Raw genomic sequence first — 20,327 nt, 5'->3', positions numbered from 1 at the left:
TTTGTTTATTCGCCTTTTTTATTGTTATCTTGTTGTTTTTATTATCTTTTTTGTGTTTGGCACGGGGTCTGCATTAATCAATTCAAACCCATCTGTGGGTAGAAACTGATTAAGGTTATAGGAGAGAACTATGCCTCTTGTTATTAATACCAACGTGGCTGCGTTAAATTCACAACGTCAGTTGATTCAATCTGGCAATGACATGAGTCAGGCGATGGAGCGTTTGGCATCGGGGCGTAGAATTAATACTGCAGCCGATGATGCCGCAGGCCTGGCTATTTCTAATCGCATGACTTCACAAATTCGTGGGCTTAATCAGGCCGTTCGAAATGCGAATGATGGCGTGTCGCTGATCCAAACCGCGGAAGGCGCTATGGATGCGACAACCAATATTTTGCAGCGTATGCGAGAACTGGCCATTCAATCTGCTAACGGAATTTATTCGGATACAGATAGAAAAACCCTTGATGCTGAAGTTCAGCAGCTAAAAGCCGAACTGGATCGTATTGCAACGTCGACCTCTTTTAATGGCCAATTCTTATTAGATGGCAGTTTAGGCGAGGTTGATTTACAAGTCGGCTCACAGGCTTATGAAACTATTACCATGAGTATTCCAGCAATGGACATTAAAACGCTCGGTGGGGATGCCGGTGGGGATATCGTGGGTACAACAATGGGGGTTGATCCTGCAAACGTTACATTGATTACTGGCGCCACTGCTGCGACAACAATGGAAGTCAATGGCCAGAATGTGGGGGATCTTACCTCTGCTACAAACATGGAAGAGCTATTAGATTTATTCAATAGTAATGTAAGTGGAGTTACAACTACTGCCTTTACTGAGATTACCGCAGCAACAGCAGGTACCGGCATATTACGTGGTGCGGATACTATGGATTTAACTGTCCATCAGCTCGATGGAACGGTTAATACTTACCAGATCGGCGATACAGGAAGCATGGAAGAGCTAGTTGCTCGTATCGAAGAGGTGACTGGTGGCAATGTTAGTGCTGAGTTAAATGATGCGGGCTTACTTGTCATGTCTCATTCTTCTGGGGCTGCCATTAGTGTTGAATACGGTGGCGCAGCAACCGTTGCTAATACCGGTATTACCGCTTCAGCAGATGCAACCTTGGCAAATGCTTACCAAGCATCGTTGGACTTTAAGTCTGATGATGGTAATGGCGTAACGATTACGTATGGAGCGACAGCAGCACCTAATGCCACTCAACTTGGGGTGAACTCTCGTACTGCCGTGGGTGATATTACTGCTCTTGAAGTAGCAGATGGTACTGAATCTGCGTTAGCTGAAGGCGACGTAATGATTAATGGCGTTAGCATTGATGCTACGGCTATTGGCACGGACGCATTTGATACGATAGCTAATTTGGTCACTCAAATTAATGCGAAATCAGCAGAGCATGGGGTTGTGGCGACGGTAGCCGCTGGTGGCACTGCCGCAGATGGAGTACTTTCTTTAAACTCCGTTGATGGAACTGAAATAACAATTGAGTTAACTGGCGCAGCAAATGCTACGACTACAGGCTTATTGGAAACCAATAATTCGGCGACGCAAGGTAATTCTGTCGCGGATATTCAAATCGCAACAGTCGATGGTGCTCAAGAAAGCCTAGCCATTATCGATGTGGCACTGGAGACGATTAATGATACCCGCTCCCAGCTAGGTGCGATTGCTAACCGTTTAGAGTTCACTATGGGTAATCTACTCAATGTAGTTGAGAAAACTGAAGCTTCACGCTCACGTATTATGGATGCCGATTTTGCAGCAGAGACATCCGAGTTGAGTCGAGCTCAGGTATTACAGCAGGCGTCACAAGCCATGTTGGCTCAGGCTAATGCTCAACCTCAGCAAGTGTTGCAATTACTGCAGGGCTAGAATCAAGCCTGAGGTGAGTATAGATAGAACAGTACAACGCATGTTTTTCTATTGTGCTGTTCTATCAGTTTATATTTTTATCATACCCATCTAGATATAGAGCATCTTATTCTATAAATGACTATATCAAATGAAATGATTCTATTAATTAGTAGGTTAATAATAGATTGTTCTAATAGTTTTATTTTTATCTTTATTTATTTACCCCGTTTGAGAAAAACTAAAGTGTTTTTTATTTTGTAAGTCTTTGTTTTTTTATATGCATTATATTGCCTTAGGGCTGATTTGTATTTTCTTTTAAAGTTCCTCCCCGCTGTGCCGAAAGATTAAGTCAGGAAGGGTTGATTGTTATGGTCGCCTTTCAACTTCACCGGTCTTATTAGATCGGCGTTCGACAGACTTACATTGGGAGGCTCATCATGCCTTTAGTAGTTAATAGTAATATCGCGTCACTAAATGCTCAGCGCCAGCTGATGTCATCAGGTGGTGAGCTAGATAAAGCGAGTGAACGTTTAGCATCTGGTAAGCGTATCAACTCAGCGGCAGATGATGCTGCGGGTCTCGCAATTTCAAATCGTCAAACATCAGCTATTAGAGGCCTTGATCAGGCTATTCGAAATGCGAATGACGGTGTCTCATTAATTCAAACCGCTGAAGGTGCTTTAGACGAAACAACCAATATTCTTCAGCGTATGCGAGAACTATCTGTTCAGTCTGCCAACGGAATTTATTCCGATACAGATAGAGCCTCACTCAATGCGGAATCACAGCAGTTAATTGCAGAGATTGACCGTATTGCTGAAACCACTTCGTTTAATGGCCAGAATATTCTTGATGGTTCGCAAGGTGATGTAGCACTACAGGTTGGTTCTAATGCAAATCAAACTATTACCTTTAGCATTGGAGAGTTAGATGCAAATAGTTTAGGTGGAAGTGCTGGCGGCGATATTGTTGGTTCTGCGGTTGATTTAGTAGGAATAACTTTAGCCGATGACGTAACAATAAATGGCCAAACTATTGATGACGCAGATTTAGAAGCTGCAACCAATGTCGATGAGTTTCTTGCCGTATTGAATGACGGTGTGTCTGGAGTAGATTTTACAGCAACGACACGATTTGAAGCTGCAACAGTTGGTACCGGTGTCCTCCGCGGCGGTGACACTATGGAGATTGATACTGTTAATGCAGATGGTACTGCTACATCACTTGTTATTACTGATACTGGTAATCTTGATGAGTTGGTCGCGGCTATTAATGAAAAAGGTGGGGATGATATATCCGCAAGCTTAAGTGATAGTGGTAAGTTAGTGATTGAAAGTGCTAGTGGCGCGCAAATTACTGTGGGAACTGCGGCTACAGCTGAGCAGGATGCAGTGGGTACTGGCGGTGCAGCTACAGTACAAGAAGCTCAATTGTCGCTAACATCAACTGACGGTAATGAAATTACTGTTGCGTATGCGGATGCTACGGATGCAGATGATCTTGGAATAAACGCTCGTGCTGAAGGCGGAATTTTGAGTAGCAGTGCGACTCTTCTTGATGCAGATGCGACCGTCCTTTTGGAAGGCCAACTTGTTATCAATGGTGTTGAAATTGGTGCTGCTGATGGGACGGCAGTTGCAGATATCATAGCTGCAATTAATGATAAGGCTCCAGAAACAGGCGTAGTCGCTTCAGGTGCGACTGCTCAAGTTCTTCAGCTTAATTCTGTTGATAACTCAGCTATCAGTATCGAGGCTGGAACAACTACTGGTGCTGATGCATTACTAACGGCTTTGCATTTAGTGGAAACAAATACCTCAGCAACATCAGGAGATTCTGTTTCTGATATTGATATCTCAACCGAAGCCGGTGCTCAATCTGCCATTGATGTTATTGATACGGCGCTAGAGCAAATCAGCACAACACGTTCAGAACTCGGTGCTGTTAATAACCGCCTCGACTTTACAGTTTCAAACTTAAGTAACGTAAGCGAAAAAACATCGGCTGCTCGTTCTCGAATTGTTGATGCAGACTTCGCCGCTGAAACTGCAAATTTAAGTCGTGCACAGGTATTGCAACAGGCGTCACAAGCCATGCTGGCCCAAGCGAATGCTAGGCCTCAGCAAGTGCTTTCGCTTCTGCAGTAATAGCTTAAAGCAACGTTGGAGAGAAATAAGCTGGTGGCTGATCCACCGGCTCTTTTTCATAGAGAGGTGACCCATGAATGAAGTAAGACTCGCACAGCCGGCGGTACACGCTGCGCAGGCCTCTTCTTCATCTAAGGGGGACGTTAACGCAAGCGAAGAGATCAAGCCCTTAAGTGCAAGTGATAAGGCCGAAACGACAGAGGCCGAACAGGCGCCAAAAGCGCCAAACCCAGCAGACCTAAAACAGCAGGTTGCTAAGGTGAATGACTATGTACAAAGCGTGCAGCGAGATCTTCAATTTAGCGTGGATGAAGACTTAGATCGCACTGTTATTAAAGTGATTGATAGTGATTCAGGAGATGTAATCCGGCAAATACCTGAGGATATCTTTTTAGAGATTGCTCGGCGTTTGCAACAAGACGGAGAAGTCCACCTGTTGAACGCACTCGGTTAATAACAGTTCTCTTACTCTAGCAGGGACGTGGTGTAAGCCACGTCCCTTTTGTCGTTGGCGCAAATTCCCCCACTGTTTTCATATTAGTGCCTGCTGTAGCTGGCATTAATATCGCATATGTCTCTTACGAACTCTTAAACTCTTACTTTTGAGTCGTAGATCGGCATATAAAGGTCGTTCAAACCCTGTATTCAATGTCATTAGGGTATAAGTTTTGCCGTTTTGCAAACCAATGGTTCCTATAGCTCTGCTTGAATCAGGCGATACTTAAAAGTAATAAACGTAATGAGTGCATATGGACTGTGTTAGACAACGTAGCCTAAAAGGCCTGTTTTTCGGATTAGCTAATGATTGACAACAATATTATTCAAAGCCTTGGCGCAGGCTCCGGTATTGATAGCCAAAACCTAGTTAAGCAGCTGGTTGAAGTCGAGCGCATGGCGCCTCAACAGCGTATTGATTCTAAGGTTGAGCTCACCGAAAGCCGTATCTCTGACTTTGGTTTATTGACTAGCGCGCTATCAACCTTAAAAGATGCCGCTAATGCTTTATCCGATCCCGAAGCGTTATTCAGTAAAAGTGCATCGTTTACAGACAGTACGGCGTTGGTTCCTGTTGAGCTTGATACTGATGTACAAGCGGGTTCGTATGCGTTTACGGTTGAAGGTGTGGCCTCGTCACATACTTTAGCTTTTTCAGGCTTTAATGACCCGAGTGCTGAAGTGGGCGAAGGTACGTTAAGCTTTAATTTTGGTGCTTGGGATAGATCGGGCACGCCACCCTTAACCCCCAGTTTTACACAAGACACTGAAGCAGAGAGCTTTGATGTTGTTATTGATAGTGAAAATAACAGTTTAGAAGGTTTGCGTGACGCAATTAATGCAGCAGATAAAGGTGTGTCGGCATCGATTGTTTTTGATGGTGATGCTTATGTGCTAAGTGTTGTGTCGGAATCTGGCTTAGAGAATGAGCTAGAAATTATTGCCTCCGAAGCTGGCGGTAGCCCAAGTAATAATGATGCATCTGACCTCTCTCGATTTTCTTATAACGCAAGCAAAGATGGTTTTTCGAATGATGGGTATCTGAGCTATGAAAAACAAGTTGGTGCTGATGCAGAGCTTACCTTAAACGGTATTAGCATTAGCCGTGAATCCAATAATATTGATGATGTGGTTGCTGGTTTGAAATTGGATGTACTCAGTCTGACCGACCCAGGTGAAACAGTCACTATCACCATTGAAGATGATAAAAACTTTGCGGAGCAAAATGTAAGGGCTTTTGTTGAGTCTTATAATGCATTTATCGATGCCGTTGATCCTATTTTTGGTGTTAATGATGTTGAAAATGAAGATGGTACAACAGAAACTGTTATTGGATCGTTGTCCAACGATGCGTTAGCTAAATCGATATTAAGCCAAATTCGTACGGTCATCTCATCATCGATACCTGGGCTTTCGGGAGAAGAATCGGGCTTTACATCGTTGACCAATATAGGTATCCGTACAGATTTAGACGGTAAATTCACCATTGATGAGGATGACTTTGATAAGGCCTTTGATGAAAACTTTGAAAGCGTTCAAAAGCTACTAGCGCCTTTTACTTCATCCTCAAACGATGATGTATTTATTAATAGTTATAATGATTCCACCACTGCAGGCCAATATGAGGTGGTTGTGAGTCAGGCGCCATCTAAGGGGTATTTTAATGCTGCTACCGATACCTTTCCTATTGATACCTCGACTAAGAATTATGATTTTACAATTACGGTTGATGGTGTTGAATCAGCTAGCTTAAGTTTACCCGATGCAAGTTATGCAAGCCAAAGTGAAATCGCAAGTGCGTTGCAGAGTTTGATTAATAATGATTCTGCTATTAGCGATGCAAACAAGGAAGTGTCCGTAAGCTATAACGCCACAGATAATCGCTATGAATTTACCTCATCATCGTATGGAGCGGCTTCGAGTATTGCTTTTTCTAATGTTTCAGGCGATGCAGGTGAGCTAGGTTTAAGCAATGCCAGTGGAATTAATGGTTTAACCGCTGCAGGCACCGTAAATGGTGTTGCAGGTTTTGGTTCTGCTAATGTCTTATTGCCAGCCTTAGGTGAAGCGGGTGAAGGCCTTGCACTTATTCTTAGTGAGTCGGCAGCAAGTGCAACAGTTAATTTCAGCCGAGGATTCTCTGGAGAGCTAGAACGCTTGATAGATACTATGCTCTCTAGCCAAGGTGTGATCGCAACAAGAACAGAAACCTTGGAAAACCGTTTAGATAGCTACGATACCGAACAAAGTAGTTTAGATCGGAGAATTGACGCTTATGAAGAGCGCCTATTAAATCAATTTATTGCAATGGAACGTATTATATCGTCTCTTAATTCATCTGGTAGTTTCTTAGATAATTTAATTAATACCCTTCCTTTTACCGCTTCAAAAGATAATTAATAGAGCTAAAGTTATTGCCTGAAAAGCCGATCAATATAAAGGCTATATATGAATTCGAGGTTATTATGAACTACCAAGCAGCTGCAGCATCATACTCTCAAGTGAAAACCCACAGCGGGGTAGAGGATGCAAGCCCGCACCAACTAATTTGTATGCTGTTTGATGGCGCTTTAGAACGTGTTGCACAAGCTAGAGGGGCAATGGTTCATGGTAATGCCGAGTTAAAAGGAAAAAAAATAAATAGTGCCATCAATATAGTGAATGGCTTGCGTGAAAATTTGAATCACGAACCCTCAGAAGATCTATCTGCTAATTTAGATAATTTATACGAATATATAACCCGTGTTCTAACTCAATCCCACATCAAAAATGATGTTAAACTACTTGATGAAGCAACAACACTGCTAACTGATATTTCTTCCGCTTGGAGACAAATCGCTTAATATTTACTTTCCCTCTATACATCTTGGCATTTCTTTTGCTCTATTCACTTTAACAGTCATTATCATGACTTAATTGTTAATGTGAATTTGCCGCCAAGCGGCAAGAAGGAGCCTCTTATGGCAGTTGATGTTACCTCCGCCTCTTTACATGTTGATGAATGCGCTAATGATCCGCACAAGCTAATAAGCTTGCTTATGGCTGGAACTTTAGAGCGTATCAGCCAAGCAAGACAAAGTATAAGTTCAGAAAATAAAGAAGAAGCAGATATTCTTCTAGGAAAAATAATTTCAATTATAAATGGCTTAAGAGCTAGTTTAGATTTTAATAGTGGTGGAGATATTGCTGTTAATTTAAATTCACTTTACGAGTACATGCTTGAGCGCATTCCTAATTCTAAAGATTCCGATCAAGGGCTAGTGGCTCTAGATGAGATATCTAACTTAATGGCTCAAGTAAAAGATGGTTGGGATGCAATGCCAAAAGGGCAGGCTGCTTAATTGTTCGATTTTTGAGTGATCATGTTTGTCCGCTTCAAGATTTATTTAATTAAAGCTTTGGTTTGTTTGGCCGTTAGCTTCTTAAACAGGTAAAGGTTTAGGAGAGTTTGCGTGTCATTAATTAGTTGTTCGCATGTTGACCTTGTTCGTACTCGTAAGTCCTTAGAGTTTGCTTTTGATAATAAACAGTGGGGGGCTTTAAAAAGGCATGATCTGTTGATGGGAGAAGCCTTAGACAAAGCCTTTGACGATAAAACCTTAAATGCTAAAGAGCTGATGTCTGAATTAGAAAGAGTACTGGCCCTTTATGCTCGAATTGTTGCTGAATTACCCGCTTCTGAATCTGAGTTTGTTGCGAGCTTTCCCTTTTCAAGGTGAAGCGGTTGTCTAAAAAACAAACAGGGGCTGCTGTTTAACTTTATAAAGTACTCGTCATATATCAAAGTGATCTTCGACGGTAATTTGACTATGGTCATTTTTCTGACTATACAAAAGATACCGCTGCTGCTTTTTCCGACAGCACATGGATGTCAGGACTGAGCGGTGCCTACGCTTTACTTTGGGATGAGTTGTTTATGTCAGATGTTCAAAACATTGCCGTTGTATGTGATGAAGAAATAGTCCGTCACGATATCGTTACCGTTCTTAACTTTGTTGGTGAGAATGTCCAAGAATTTAGTTTTAAGCAGTGGCTTAGTGAACTTACAGATGTAGATAAAAAGGAATTTAGCGCTGCTTTTTTATGTGCTCAAGGTCAGCATAAGCTAGTCTCTGATTTCCTAAAAAATACGGCTCAAGCTCATATCGATATGGCCGTGGTCAATATTGGCAATGAACCTGAGTTGGCTGAGGGTCTCGATGAGCGCACCAAAGCCATGCTGGTTGCCAGTTTTGAAAAAATGCCCGGTTATTGTGGTTTAAACGATGCTTTGCATCGAGCTCAGGCTTTTGTACATGCTTTACATGCTCGCAGGGCACAGCACCAGCGCCGGCCAATACACCTGTTTAGCTCTCTAGTTGGAAATAGCCAAAGTATTGAACAAGTACGAGATATGATGACGCAAGTGACGGATAAAGACGTCACTGTATTAATCGAGGGTGAGAGCGGTACCGGTAAAGAGGTTGTTGCGAGAAACCTTCACTACCACAGTGATCGCCGAGATGGGCCTTTTGTTCCTGTAAACTGTGGTGCTATCCCAGCAGAATTATTAGAAAGCGAGCTCTTTGGCCATGAAAAAGGCGCTTTTACTGGGGCTATTAGTGCAAGGGCGGGGCGTTTTGAGCTTGCCGAAGGTGGTACCCTGTTTTTAGATGAAATCGGTGACATGCCGCTTCATATGCAGGTCAAGATACTTCGTGTGCTGCAAGAGAAGAGCTTTGAACGAGTAGGAGGCAACAAAAGTTACAAAACAAATGTGAGGATTATTGCTGCTACTCATAGAAACCTTGAAGATATGATTGCTAAAGGCGACTTTCGAGAAGATCTATATTACCGCTTGAATGTTTTTCCTATCGAAATGCCCTCGCTAAGAGAGCGCTCTGAAGATGTTCCCTTACTAATAAATGAGCTGATTAAGCGCTTAGAGTCTGAAAAGCGCGGTTCCGTTCGCTTCAGCTCTTCAGCCATGCTCTCTTTGTGTCAGCATCCTTGGCCGGGTAATGTTCGAGAGTTAGCTAATTTGGTTGAACGAATGGCCATTATGAGGCCTGGTGCGGTGATAGGCGTGGCTGAACTACCTGAAAAGTACCGCCATGTTGATATTGAAAATGACTTTGATGATTTTACTCAAGATGATCTAGCAGGAGCGAGCCCGTCGTTAGTCAGCATGGGTGATACAGTCTTATTACCTGAGGCCGGTATAGATCTTAAAGAGTATATGTCTGATTTAGAGCAAAATCTGATTCAACAGGCACTGGATAACAACAGTGGTGTTGTGGCCAGAGCTGCTGAGCAACTAGCTATACGTAGAACAACCTTGGTCGAAAAGATGCGTAAATACGGCATGCAGCGTTAAATTAATGTACTTACTATAAGGTTAATAATTAAGTATTGGTTTCTTGTTTTTTTTTAGTTCTTATTGCTTATAAGTGATCGTATTGTGTACTATGTGCATACCTGTTTAGATTAATTACTAATAAACAGTGCGAATTATTGTGCTTGATCATGTCTACAAGGAAGTCATGGCAGTTCTAAGTAAGAATTAATACGAGTAATCCTATAGGACCCGTACTATGAAGTTTTCTACTAGCGAGCTTTCAGCTTTCGCTCTTTTTAAGCGTATGACTATCTGTTCTTCAGTTGCTTTATTAGTGGCTTGTGGCGGCAGTGATAACAAGTCTGAGGCAGCAGCCTCACCAAGCCCATCTCCTGTTGTAAGTACATCTCCTGAAGCTAGCCCTGAGCCAAGTTCAGAGCCAAGTTCAGAGCCAAGTTCAGAGCCAAGTTCAGAGCCAAGTTCAGAGCCAAGTTCAGAGCCAAGTTCAGAGCCAGTAGGCCATGACCTGAGTGATCTAGATTTCAGTTTTGAGTCCGGCCTATTAGACGATGCTTATTGGCAGTCAGGTATTGGTTCTGCGAGCATCAGTTCTGGTGACGCGAGTCAAGGCACTTATGCTCTAAGTTTTGCAGGTGGTACCGCTGGAGATAGTGCAACTATTACAATTGCTGCTGATGAGCTAGTGGCTAATACAAAATACATTTTTAGTTTTGATATAAAGGGCGAGTCTAACTACGATACGTTTTCTGTAAACCTCTATGAAGAAGGTACTGTTGATGCTGTCGCGACAGCAGGCTTTCCTCGATCACGTGTTCCAAATAGTACTGAATATTTTGATCGTGCTGTAACTTTAATGACTCCTGCAAGTATTACAGGTAAAGCACTGACTTTAGAAGTTGCTATTACCCATTATGCTGATAATGCTGAAGCCAATCAGTTGGATAATTTTAGTTTAAATGCAGCCGCCACACCTATCTACGAAGACGGCTTTGAAACCCAAGATATTTCTTCTATTACCTCTACAAATGCGACACTTGCAGTTAATACAACAGCCCCGATTTCCGGTGCTGCCTCTTTAGAGTTTGTTGGTTCTGCAAATGGTTATTTTGTCGATATTCCCCTGACAGGTATTAGTTTAGAAGCTGGTAAGCGCTACGCAGTAAACCTTAATACAACAGTGGTTGCTAATGGTGGTAATGGCGGCCCACTATGGGTATCTATTATTGATGTTAACTCATGGGATGCAGGTTCGAGCTCTTACTTAGGTATGGTAGGATCGAATAATGGCTCTGATATTAATTACACTAATATTAGTCAAAATGACACACTGTTTAACTCCACAGTGATTTTGGATTTTACTGACGAAGTTTATGATTGGTCAGCAGCGACTGCTCCTACTTTACGAATTACGGATGCTTATTTTGGTGCTCTTAATTATCAAGCGTTAGTAGATGACATCATTATTACAGAACTTTAAGCGCTAAGCTTGTTCTTATAAAAAATGCCGGTATCTACCGGCATTTTTTTTGTCTGTTAGCTTGTGCTTAGTTTTATAGGGTTCAAGTAGACAGTTTTTTGACAGCTTATATCAAAAAAATCTTTAACTTACTGATAAATAACAAAAAAATACATTGGCAAACTCTTTGCTCTATTACTTAAGTCGTCAAAACTTAAGTGGTTTCGCCCTTGTTAGCACACGCTTCCAATACCTCGTCTAAAGATCAAACAGAACAGCAGCAAAGTCTGGCTGCGGCGTTTAATTTCTTTAATGAAACAAGTACTCAGCTCGAGAGTTCGTATCGTGCCTTGCAGAACAGGGTACAGGTATTAAGTGAAGAGCTGAGTCACAGTGAGCTTGAACTTGAGAATGAGCATCATCGGCATAACCAGTTAGAAGAGCGTATGCAGGCGCTTTTACACTTTTTACCTGGTGGCGTTTTAGTGCTTGATGAAGCGGGTCTTATTGTTGAGGCAAATCCTGCAGCAGAAAACATGTTAGGTCGTAAGCTTACAGGCAAAATATGGCGCAACATTATTCACAAGTGCTTTAAGCCTCAGAATGATGATGGTTTAGAGGTAAGCACCCACAGTGGCCGTAAGCTGAGTGTATCAACATCGTCGTTGATGGATCAGGGCCAAATCATCTTACTGACCGACCAGACTGAAACCCGGGCCTTGCAAGAGCACTTAAGCCGTAATGAGCGCTTATCTGCAATGGGTAAGATGGTCTCAGCCTTGGCCCATCAAATTCGAACTCCTTTAAGCGCGGCATTACTGTATGCCTCTCACCTGCGCGATGAAAAGTTAGAGCCAGAGCTTCATACGCGTTTTGCTGATAAATGCGTCAGCCGCTTACGTCATATGGAGCAACAAGTTCGCGACATGATGTTATTTGTTAAAAGTGAGCTGCCCCTAAATAACACCATTAGCGTGGCTGAACTAGAGCGGCAACTTAAGTTGGCATCCGAACATTTAGTTGAGCAATCGGGTATTTCTTTTATTTGGGAAAATCACTGCACAGAGTCGGGGTTGAAGTGCCATCAAGATGCTTTGGTGTCTGCCCTTATGAACTTGATTAATAACGCCTTGCAAAGTTTGGAAGCGGTAAGTGCTGCAAGTTTGCGAATTGTTTTTTTGGTGAATACAGAAAAATCCGAGCTTGTCGTGTCGATCCAAGACAATGGTGCAGGCATGAATAAAGAAACAATGGAGCGGATTAAGCAGATGTTTGTCACCACTAAAGCGAATGGTACAGGTTTAGGACTTGCGGTTGTGAAAGCCGTAACCCGCGCCCACGGTGGTGTGTTTGAACTCAAATCGAGTGAAGGCTCTGGCTGCGAAGCGATTGTGCGTCTTCCCCTTGTTATTAATGAATCAGAAAGTGTTTGAGGTAGTGATGTCTGAGCGTACAAAGTCAAGAATACTCGTGGTTGAAGACGATACCGATTTACGTGAAGCGGTGGTTGATACCTTATTATTAGCCAAGATGACATGTGTAGAGGCGGATTGCGCCGAGCAAGCTATTACTGTGCTGAAAAAGGACCTCGACTTCGATTTGATCGTCTCCGATGTCAATATGGGAGAAATGTCAGGCCATGATTTATTGCTTATGGTCAGAGAAAACTGGCCACAAATCCCCGTATTACTCGTAACGGCTTATGCCAGCGTGGAAGATTCTGTACGCGCTATGAAAGATGGGGCAGTTGATTACCTCGTTAAACCTTTTTCACCAGATGCCTTATTGGAGTGTGTCGCTCGTTTTTGTCATAGCAAGCCTGTGAGATCCGATAGCCCAGTTGCAGAAGCAGAATGTAGCCGACAGTTACTTAAACTAGCTGAACGAGTCGCTCAGAGTGATTCAACCGCTTTACTTATGGGTGAAAGTGGAACCGGTAAAGAGGTACTTGCGCGTTATATTCATGAGCATAGCCCTCGTTGTGATGGACCATTTGTTGCCGTCAATTGTGCGGCTATTCCCGAAAATATGCTTGAGGCTACGTTATTTGGTTATGAAAAGGGTGCTTATACCGGGGCCTTGCAGAGCACGCCAGGAAAGTTTGAGCAAGCCAATGGCGGCACTATCTTATTGGATGAAATATCTGAAATGGAACTGGGCTTACAGGCTAAGTTATTGAGGGTATTGCAAGAGCGAGAAGTTGAGCGTCTCGGTGGCCGTAAAACCATAAAATTGGATGTGCGAGTGGTAGCGACGTCGAATAGAGACATGCGCTTAGAGGTGGAAGAGGGCAAGTTTCGTGGTGACTTGTATTTTCGTTTGAGTGTTCTGCCCTTAGCATGGGCTCCCTTAAGGGAGCGGCAAAAAGACATATTGCCACTGGCGATGGGGCTGTTGGCTAAACATGTTCAGAAGCAACACAGGGGCTCTGTCAATTTAAGTGCTGAAGCACGTCAGGCCTTGCTTGACTATTCTTGGCCTGGCAATGTTCGGGAGCTCGATAACGTAATGCAGCGTGCCTTAATTTTGCAAAGTGGCACTCATATAAATGCGGCTGACTTGGGTTTGGATCTCGATCAGCTCTACAGCACAACAAACATGGCGGCTAGCCATAACGCAACTATGAGCAGCGCTATTGAATCTTCGCTCGCTTCAGACTCTTCTGATACGTTAACGGATGTAGAAAGTGGTATGGAAGAAAGTGGTGCTCGCTTGGGCTCTGACATGCGCCGACATGAATTTGACATCATTGTTAAAACCTTGAAGCAGGAGAGGGGCAGCAAAAAGAATACGGCGCAGCGCTTAGGCATAAGCCCTCGAACCTTACGTTATAAAATGGCTCGCTTGCGAGAGTTAGGTTTTGATATCGAAAGTGTTATGGCTTAGGCATCTTATGAGTCGAGAAACTAAGATGACGTAACTTTCATAAGATAGTCATATAACTGTCATTAGTTCTAGGCAGCATAGCAACTGTTCACTCAGTCAACATGTTAGAGGGCAGTTATGGAAATGGAAACTATTGAACTAAGTAATGATGTTCAGCAGTCGATCGATGATTCATTCTGGTCTGCATTTAGCAGCCCGCTTAATGGAACGGACTCACGCAGACGATTAGAAGATAAGCTTGAAGATCAGCGTTTACGCAAAGCGCTAATGGATTACGACTTCGATTTTTAGTCTTAAAGAAAGCGCGCTGCTATAACCTTTGCCGTTAATAGATTCAGAGCGCATAGTCTTATTGTTAAAGCACGTGAGCCTAGTGGGTTTAGCGTGCTTTTTAGTTTCCGCCTTCAATTCTTATTCTGTTTATCTTCCAGTTTTACTCTATTTGAGCTGAATATTTTAGCTTCTAGCGTTGTTATCTTTTAGCTTTCGGCAACACCCTTCCTGCGGCAATCTTTGGCCTACTTTATGCAGAGTCCCTTATACGCTTGAAAAAGCCAATTCTTTGGCAGTGATAAGAGAGCTTCATATGACAGATAGAATTGATGTAAATCGACTGCTTGTTGAAATGCGTGCGATGAAAAATCAAGCACAAGCATTTGGCAATGTTAACAATGTGGATGTCTCTTCATCGTCTCGAGTCGCGCCAAACGAAGGTGTTAATGGGCCGCGCTTTAATGACGTATTAGCCAGTGCAGTTGATAAGGTTAATGAAGTTCAGCAGGCATCAAAAGCGATGAGCAACGCCTATCTGCAAGGAGATTCAAATATAGATGTTACCGATGTCATGATTGCATCGCAGAAAGCGAGTGTGGCATTTGAATCTATGGTTCAGGTACGTAATAAATTAGTTGAAGCGTATCGTGATGTTATGAATATGCCGATTTAATTGGCCTGAGCAGCGACGGAAAACACTATGGCAGAAGCCACTGCATCGAGTAATGACTTAATAGAAGGTTTTAATAACCTTAATTTAATACGACAAGCCGGCTTAATGATTGGCCTTGCAGCGAGTGTGGCCTTAGGTTTTGCAATTGTACTTTGGAGCCAAGGAGAAGATTGGAAGCCTCTTTACGGTTCTTTAGATAGGCTTGACTCTTCAGAAGTAGGGCGAGTACTCGATTTTAGCGAAATTCCTTACAAAATTGATGGCTCAACGGGTGCTCTGCTTGTTCCTGTTGAGGATGTTCGTAAAGCTCGTATTGTACTGGCAGACAATGGTATTAAAGGTGATCAAAACTACGGTTACGAATTATTAGATCAAGAGCAACAGTTAGGCACTAGCCAATTTATGGAGGCGATAAAATATCGCCGTGGTTTAGAAGGTGAACTGGCTAGGACCATTGCAAGTGTTAATTCAGTACGCAGCGCTCGTGTTCATTTGGCTATCCCTAAGCAAACAGTTTTTATCCGAGACGGTCGCGAACCCAGTGCTTCTGTCTTTCTTGATTTGTATCCCGGTCGCCCCATTGATCCAAAGCAAGTACGAGGTATCGCCAACCTAGTTGCTTCAAGCGTACCTGAAATGGATTTAGAGAATGTCACCATCGTCGATCAAAAGGGCAATTTGATGTCCGTTGAGATGGAAGATGCCAAACTTGCCCAAGCCACCCAGCATATTGAATACACCCGAAAAATAGAAAACGACATGATTTTAAGGGTACGTCGTTTATTGTCACCAATCGTTGGCGAAGGCAATTTTAAAACTGAAGTGGCGGCCGATATAGACTTCACTGAAATCGAACTCGCAGAAGAAAGTTTTAATCCCGATTTACCGGCTATTCGTTCAGAACACAGTGTCGATGAGCAGCAAGTTGGTGCCGCTGGAGCCGGAGGTGTGCCGGGGGCCTTGGCAAATCAGCCTCCTGCTGATGGCGCTGCCCCAGAACAAGCCGCCCCAGGCGCAGCCGGGGCCGAAGGTGGACAAGCACCTGGGCGTTCACGTTCTCAATCGGTTAAAAATTATGAGTTAGATCGTACCGTTAGTTATACCAAACATGAAAAAGGGCGTTTACGTAGAATTACTGTTGCGGTTGTTGTTGATGATAAGGAAAGAATCAACCCTGAAACCGGTGAAGTTGAATATACCCAATGGACGGATAATGAAATTGAGCGTCTTTCTATATTAGTTCGAGATGCAGTTGGTTACAGTGCCGTCCGTGGGGACAGTGTCAATATATTAAATGAGCGTTTTATGCCTTTGCCTGAATTTGAGGGTGCAGAAGAGCTGCCAATTTGGGAGCAAGACTGGTTTATTAAACTAGCTAAGCAGCTAGGCGGCGTATTGATTATTGCTCTGCTTGTTATCGGCTTGCTTCGGCCTGTGCTTAAAAGTTTGGCATCTTCTGGCGTGCAGGCGCGTGCAGAGGATGAGGCTAAAGAGTTAGCTGCTCTACAAGCTTCTGGCTTAGATAGCTTTGATTCTTTATCAGATGAAACGGTCACATTAACTGGAGGTGATGCCTTAGCGCTGCCTTCACCAGAAGAAAGCTATGAGCAACAATTAAATGCAGTAAAAGGCTTAGTTGCTGAAGATGCTGGCCGAGTGGCTCAAGTAATTAAACGTTGGATTAATGAAGAATGAGCAATACCGCCCCTGTTCCTGCTGGTGATGCAAAGCCTAAGGTCACTTTAGATAAAGTTGATCAAGCGGCTATTTTATTGATGTCTATGGGTGAAAGTGCTGCGGCTGAAGTACTTAAGCACATGGGGCCTAAAGAGGTACAGCGTTTAGGTACGGCGATGGCCGGTTTAACCAATGTGCAGCAATATGAAGTTGAAGTGGTGTTAAACAACTTTATGGAAGAGGTCAGTACACAAACCGGCCTTGGCATGGGAGCTGATGGCTATATCCGTAACATGCTTGTCAGCGCCTTAGGTGAAGATAAAGCTCATGGTTTAATTGATCGCATTTTATTGGGGGGGAACACCACAGGCTTAGACACTTTAAAATGGATGGAGGCTCGCTCAGTTGCCGATATTATTCGCAATGAACACCCTCAAATTCAGGCTATTGTACTTGCTTATTTAGACGGTGATCAAAGTGCTGAAGTATTGCAGTTCTTTCCCGAAAAAGTGAGGCTTGATGTTATGTTACGTGTTGCGTCTTTAGATACGGTGCAACCAAGTGCCTTACAAGAATTAAATAACATTCTTGAAAAACAATTCTCCGGTAATGCAGGCTCACAAACTAAAGACATTGGTGGATTTAAAACGGCTGCGGAAATCATCAATAACCTTGATAGCTCGGTTAGTGGTGAGCTAATGGATAGTATTCGTGAGGTAGATGAAGATCTCAGTGTGCAAATTCAAGATCTTATGTTTGTCTTCGATAATCTTAAAGATGTTGATGATAGAGCGATTCAAGCACTGCTACGTGAGGTTAGTTCAGATGTACTTATTCTTGCCCTTAAAGGGGCTGATGATATGTTACAAGAGAAAATCTTTGACAATATGTCTAAGCGTGCAGCAGAACTCCTTAAAGATGATCTTGAAGCGAAAGGCCCAGTCAAATTAAGTGATGTTGAAAATGCACAAAAAGAAATCCTAACTATTGCTAGAAGGATGGCAGATGCCGGTGAAATTACCTTAGGTGGCGGTGGTGAGGAAATGATCTAAGCATGAGTGACAATCCAAGTAATAAAAGTGGATCAAGCAAAGAGCGTATTCCGTATGAAGATTTAGAGGGATCATCCGTTAAGGGGTGGGCACTGCCTTCTATGCAAGGACGAGCGATTAAGCCTAAGAAAAAAAATACGATAAAAAAAGACAAGGTTAAAATAGAGAATGTTCCTGCCAGCGAAAGCGTTCAACCACTTACAGCTGAACAACTTCAAGATATCAGTGAGCAAGCAAGGAAAGAGGGATTTCAACAGGGCTTAAAAGAAGGTACTGAGCAAGGTTTACTCAAAGGTCAGAAAACCGGTGAACGGACAGGGCATCAACAAGCTTATAAACAAGCAGAAAAAGAAATACAAGCGCTTCAATCTCAGCTGGAAAATTGTGCACAGCGACTCTTTGAGCCTATGCAAAATCGTGAGGCCTTACTTGAGAATGTTATTGTAGACATGGCTTTAAAATTAGCCTCACGCTTAGTTGCCGATGAGATCGCAGCATCACCTGAACGATTGCTTGCTATTGTTCACAAAGTAATGGCTTCAGTGCCTAAGTCAGCAAAAGAGATTCACCTGCGATTAAATAGTAAAGATGCTGAATGTATTCGTTCTTTAGTGCCTGAAAGCAAGCAATGGCAGCTTGAGATCGACGATAACTTAAGCTCAGGAGGTCTTATTGTTAATACTGAAAGTAGTCATATTAACTTTAGTGTAGAGCAACGTTTACAAGAGTATCTAGACAAAAGTAGCCAACTAACAAATCATGAACATGCTTTAAATGATGTTCCTGATTACCATGTAGAAAGTGATTTAGTTCAGCGAGAAATACAAAATCTGAATTCTGAAACTAATACTGGTAATCAGCAAGAAGCTGACGCGCTTGTCTCAGAGGCCCTTGAAGTAGAACTACTATCAGATAAAACAATAGAAACGGTTACAGAAACGCCCCCCTCAAATCAAGATGACTCTCTGACTGAGCAAGTTGACCCCAAGGTTAAGAGCGACAAAATAGGCGATAAAAATGCTTGAGTTGGGTGATGATTTATTGACACGTTTACAACCTAAGCTTAATTATGATGCTCTGCCAAATTCACCACTGAGTATCGGGCGTTTAACTCGAATGGTTGGGTTAACAATGGAGGCGGTGGGCTTAGATGTACGTGTTGGTCATCATTGTCTTGTGATAGGCAAAGAAGGCAAAAGCGTTGAAGCAGAAGTCGTCGGTTTTGATAAAGAAATAAGCTATTTAATGCCTATTCAGCGTATCGAAGGTATGCAACCAGGAGCCTTGGTCAAACCCGTCGATAGGCGTTCTAATTTAGTTATGGGTGAACACCTATGTGGTCGAGTTCTTAACGGTTTAGGTCAGCCCTTAGATCAGTTAGGGCCGCTCGATGAAGTGAGTCGTGACGATTTTAAAATTAAGCATATTAATCCCCTACATAGACATCCTATTGATGAACCCTTAGATGTAGGTATAGGTGCTATTAATGGCTTGTTAACCGTAGGTAAAGGTCAGCGTATAGGTCTTTTTGCCGGCAGTGGTGTTGGTAAAAGTGTCTTGCTGGGCATGATGACTCGTTTTACCGAAGCCGACATTGTGGTTGTGGGCTTAATTGGTGAACGTGGACGAGAAGTCAAAGAGTTTATTGATCACATCCTGGGTGAAGAGGGCTTAAAAAAAGCGGTTGTTATTGCTTCTCCTGCAGATGATGCTCCTTTAATGCGTTTAAGAGCGGCTGAGTTAGCTTCCCGAGTGGCTGAGTACTTTCGCGATTGCGGCAAGAATGTCTTACTGCTGATGGACTCTTTAACTCGTTATGCTCAAGCCCAGCGAGAAATTGCTCTTGCGACAGGTGAGCCGCCAGCAACCAAAGGCTATCCTCCATCTGTATTTGCTCATATTCCTGAGCTAGTCGAGCGCGCTGGCAATGCTGAAAAAGGTGGTGGTTCTGTTACTGCTTTTTATACAGTGCTAACAGAGGGGGATGATCTACAAGATCCTATTGCCGACTCTGCTCGAGCGATACTTGATGGCCACATCGTACTGAGCCGCTCATTAGCTGAAGAGGGGGTCTACCCTGCGATTGATGTAGAGGCTTCAATCAGCCGTGTCATGCCTAATATTGTAGAACCTATGCGCTTGCAACAAGCTCAAGCAATCAAACGTTTATTGGCACTCTATAGGGCCAATAAAGACCTAGTTACAATTGGTGCCTATACTCAAGGTAGTGATCCTATACTTGATGAAGCTATTCAAAAACAGCCTAAAATTATGGACTTTGTGCGTCAAGAATTGGGTAGTGGTCGTGATCTAGCCACAAGCTGGGGGCAGTTAGAAACCTTATTAGCAGCACCTTCAGCGCTAAGTGCAACAGCAGAAGCACCAGTTCAAAGCCCTTTGCGAGGCCAGCATAAGCAAGTGAGTCAGGGGGCGATTAAGCCTTAATTTCTC

Annotated in this window: 17 protein-coding genes; all 17 read left to right on the top strand. The window is 43.1% G+C overall.

Annotated features, from left to right (window positions below):
* Positions 1-130 precede the first annotated feature (130 nt).
* The 17 genes from AB1S55_RS14690 (at position 131) to fliI (ending at position 20,321) form a co-directional block, all read left to right on the top strand.
* Positions 131-1,897, top strand: coding sequence for a flagellin (locus AB1S55_RS14690; protein ID WP_370978934.1), 1,767 nt, complete (start codon positions 131-133; stop codon positions 1,895-1,897).
* A 419-nt stretch (positions 1,898-2,316) separates the two neighbouring features.
* Positions 2,317-4,026 carry a flagellin gene (locus AB1S55_RS14685; protein WP_370978933.1) on the top strand — a complete coding sequence of 570 codons (1,710 nt, stop codon included), beginning with the start codon at positions 2,317-2,319 and terminating at the stop codon, positions 4,024-4,026.
* A gap of 73 nt (positions 4,027-4,099) precedes the next feature.
* Positions 4,100-4,480, top strand: a complete 381-nt coding sequence (locus tag AB1S55_RS14680) for a flagellar protein FlaG (protein ID WP_370978932.1) — start codon at positions 4,100-4,102, stop codon at positions 4,478-4,480.
* Positions 4,481-4,827: 347 nt separating this feature from the next.
* Entirely contained in the window at positions 4,828-6,921 is a 2,094-nt protein-coding gene (gene fliD, locus AB1S55_RS14675; RefSeq protein ID WP_370978931.1) for a flagellar filament capping protein FliD, read from the top strand.
* Positions 6,922-6,986: 65 nt separating this feature from the next.
* Positions 6,987-7,364, top strand: a complete 378-nt coding sequence (gene fliS / locus AB1S55_RS14670; RefSeq protein WP_370978930.1) for a flagellar export chaperone FliS — start codon at positions 6,987-6,989, stop codon at positions 7,362-7,364.
* A 117-nt stretch (positions 7,365-7,481) separates the two neighbouring features.
* Positions 7,482-7,862: a flagellar export chaperone FliS gene (gene fliS / locus AB1S55_RS14665; RefSeq protein WP_370978929.1), complete on the top strand. Its 381-nt coding sequence runs from the start codon at positions 7,482-7,484 to the stop codon at positions 7,860-7,862.
* 111 nt (positions 7,863-7,973) lie between these two features.
* Positions 7,974-8,240, top strand: a complete 267-nt coding sequence (locus AB1S55_RS14660) for a hypothetical protein (protein WP_370978928.1) — start codon at positions 7,974-7,976, stop codon at positions 8,238-8,240.
* 197 nt (positions 8,241-8,437) lie between these two features.
* Complete coding sequence (locus AB1S55_RS14655) at positions 8,438-9,877, top strand: sigma-54 dependent transcriptional regulator (protein WP_370978927.1); 1,440 nt, start codon at positions 8,438-8,440, stop codon at positions 9,875-9,877.
* A gap of 217 nt (positions 9,878-10,094) precedes the next feature.
* Complete coding sequence (locus AB1S55_RS14650; RefSeq protein ID WP_370978926.1) at positions 10,095-11,336, top strand: carbohydrate binding domain-containing protein; 1,242 nt, start codon at positions 10,095-10,097, stop codon at positions 11,334-11,336.
* A 209-nt stretch (positions 11,337-11,545) separates the two neighbouring features.
* Positions 11,546-12,748, top strand: a complete 1,203-nt coding sequence (locus tag AB1S55_RS14645) for a PAS domain-containing sensor histidine kinase (protein ID WP_370978925.1) — start codon at positions 11,546-11,548, stop codon at positions 12,746-12,748.
* A gap of 7 nt (positions 12,749-12,755) precedes the next feature.
* Complete coding sequence (locus AB1S55_RS14640; RefSeq protein ID WP_370978924.1) at positions 12,756-14,201, top strand: sigma-54-dependent transcriptional regulator; 1,446 nt, start codon at positions 12,756-12,758, stop codon at positions 14,199-14,201.
* Between the two features lie 117 nt (positions 14,202-14,318).
* On the top strand, positions 14,319-14,492 hold the full coding sequence (locus AB1S55_RS14635; protein ID WP_370978923.1) for a PA3496 family putative envelope integrity protein: 174 nt from the start codon (positions 14,319-14,321) through the stop codon (positions 14,490-14,492).
* A gap of 295 nt (positions 14,493-14,787) precedes the next feature.
* Positions 14,788-15,147, top strand: coding sequence for a flagellar hook-basal body complex protein FliE (fliE, locus tag AB1S55_RS14630; protein ID WP_370978922.1), 360 nt, complete (start codon positions 14,788-14,790; stop codon positions 15,145-15,147).
* A gap of 27 nt (positions 15,148-15,174) precedes the next feature.
* Positions 15,175-16,842, top strand: coding sequence for a flagellar basal-body MS-ring/collar protein FliF (gene fliF / locus AB1S55_RS14625; RefSeq protein ID WP_370978921.1), 1,668 nt, complete (start codon positions 15,175-15,177; stop codon positions 16,840-16,842).
* The gene (gene fliG, locus AB1S55_RS14620) at positions 16,839-17,876 is read left to right on the top strand and encodes a flagellar motor switch protein FliG (RefSeq protein ID WP_370978920.1); all 1,038 of its coding nucleotides are present in this window, start codon (positions 16,839-16,841) and stop codon (positions 17,874-17,876) included. Before fliF ends, fliG begins: the two co-directional genes overlap by 4 nt.
* A 2-nt stretch (positions 17,877-17,878) precedes the next feature.
* Complete coding sequence (locus AB1S55_RS14615; protein WP_370978919.1) at positions 17,879-18,901, top strand: flagellar assembly protein FliH; 1,023 nt, start codon at positions 17,879-17,881, stop codon at positions 18,899-18,901.
* A complete protein-coding gene (fliI, locus tag AB1S55_RS14610) occupies positions 18,894-20,321 on the top strand; it encodes a flagellar protein export ATPase FliI (protein ID WP_370978918.1) in 1,428 nt (475 codons plus the stop codon). The genes AB1S55_RS14615 and fliI overlap by 8 nt, the downstream gene beginning before the upstream one ends.
* Positions 20,322-20,327 lie beyond the last annotated feature (6 nt).

Origin of the sequence: Agaribacterium sp. ZY112 (assembly GCF_041346925.1) — a bacterium.
Lineage (GTDB): Bacteria > Pseudomonadota > Gammaproteobacteria > Pseudomonadales > Cellvibrionaceae > Agaribacterium.
Note: the sequence above shows the minus strand (reverse complement) of the source record. Positions and strands in the feature narration are given on the sequence as shown.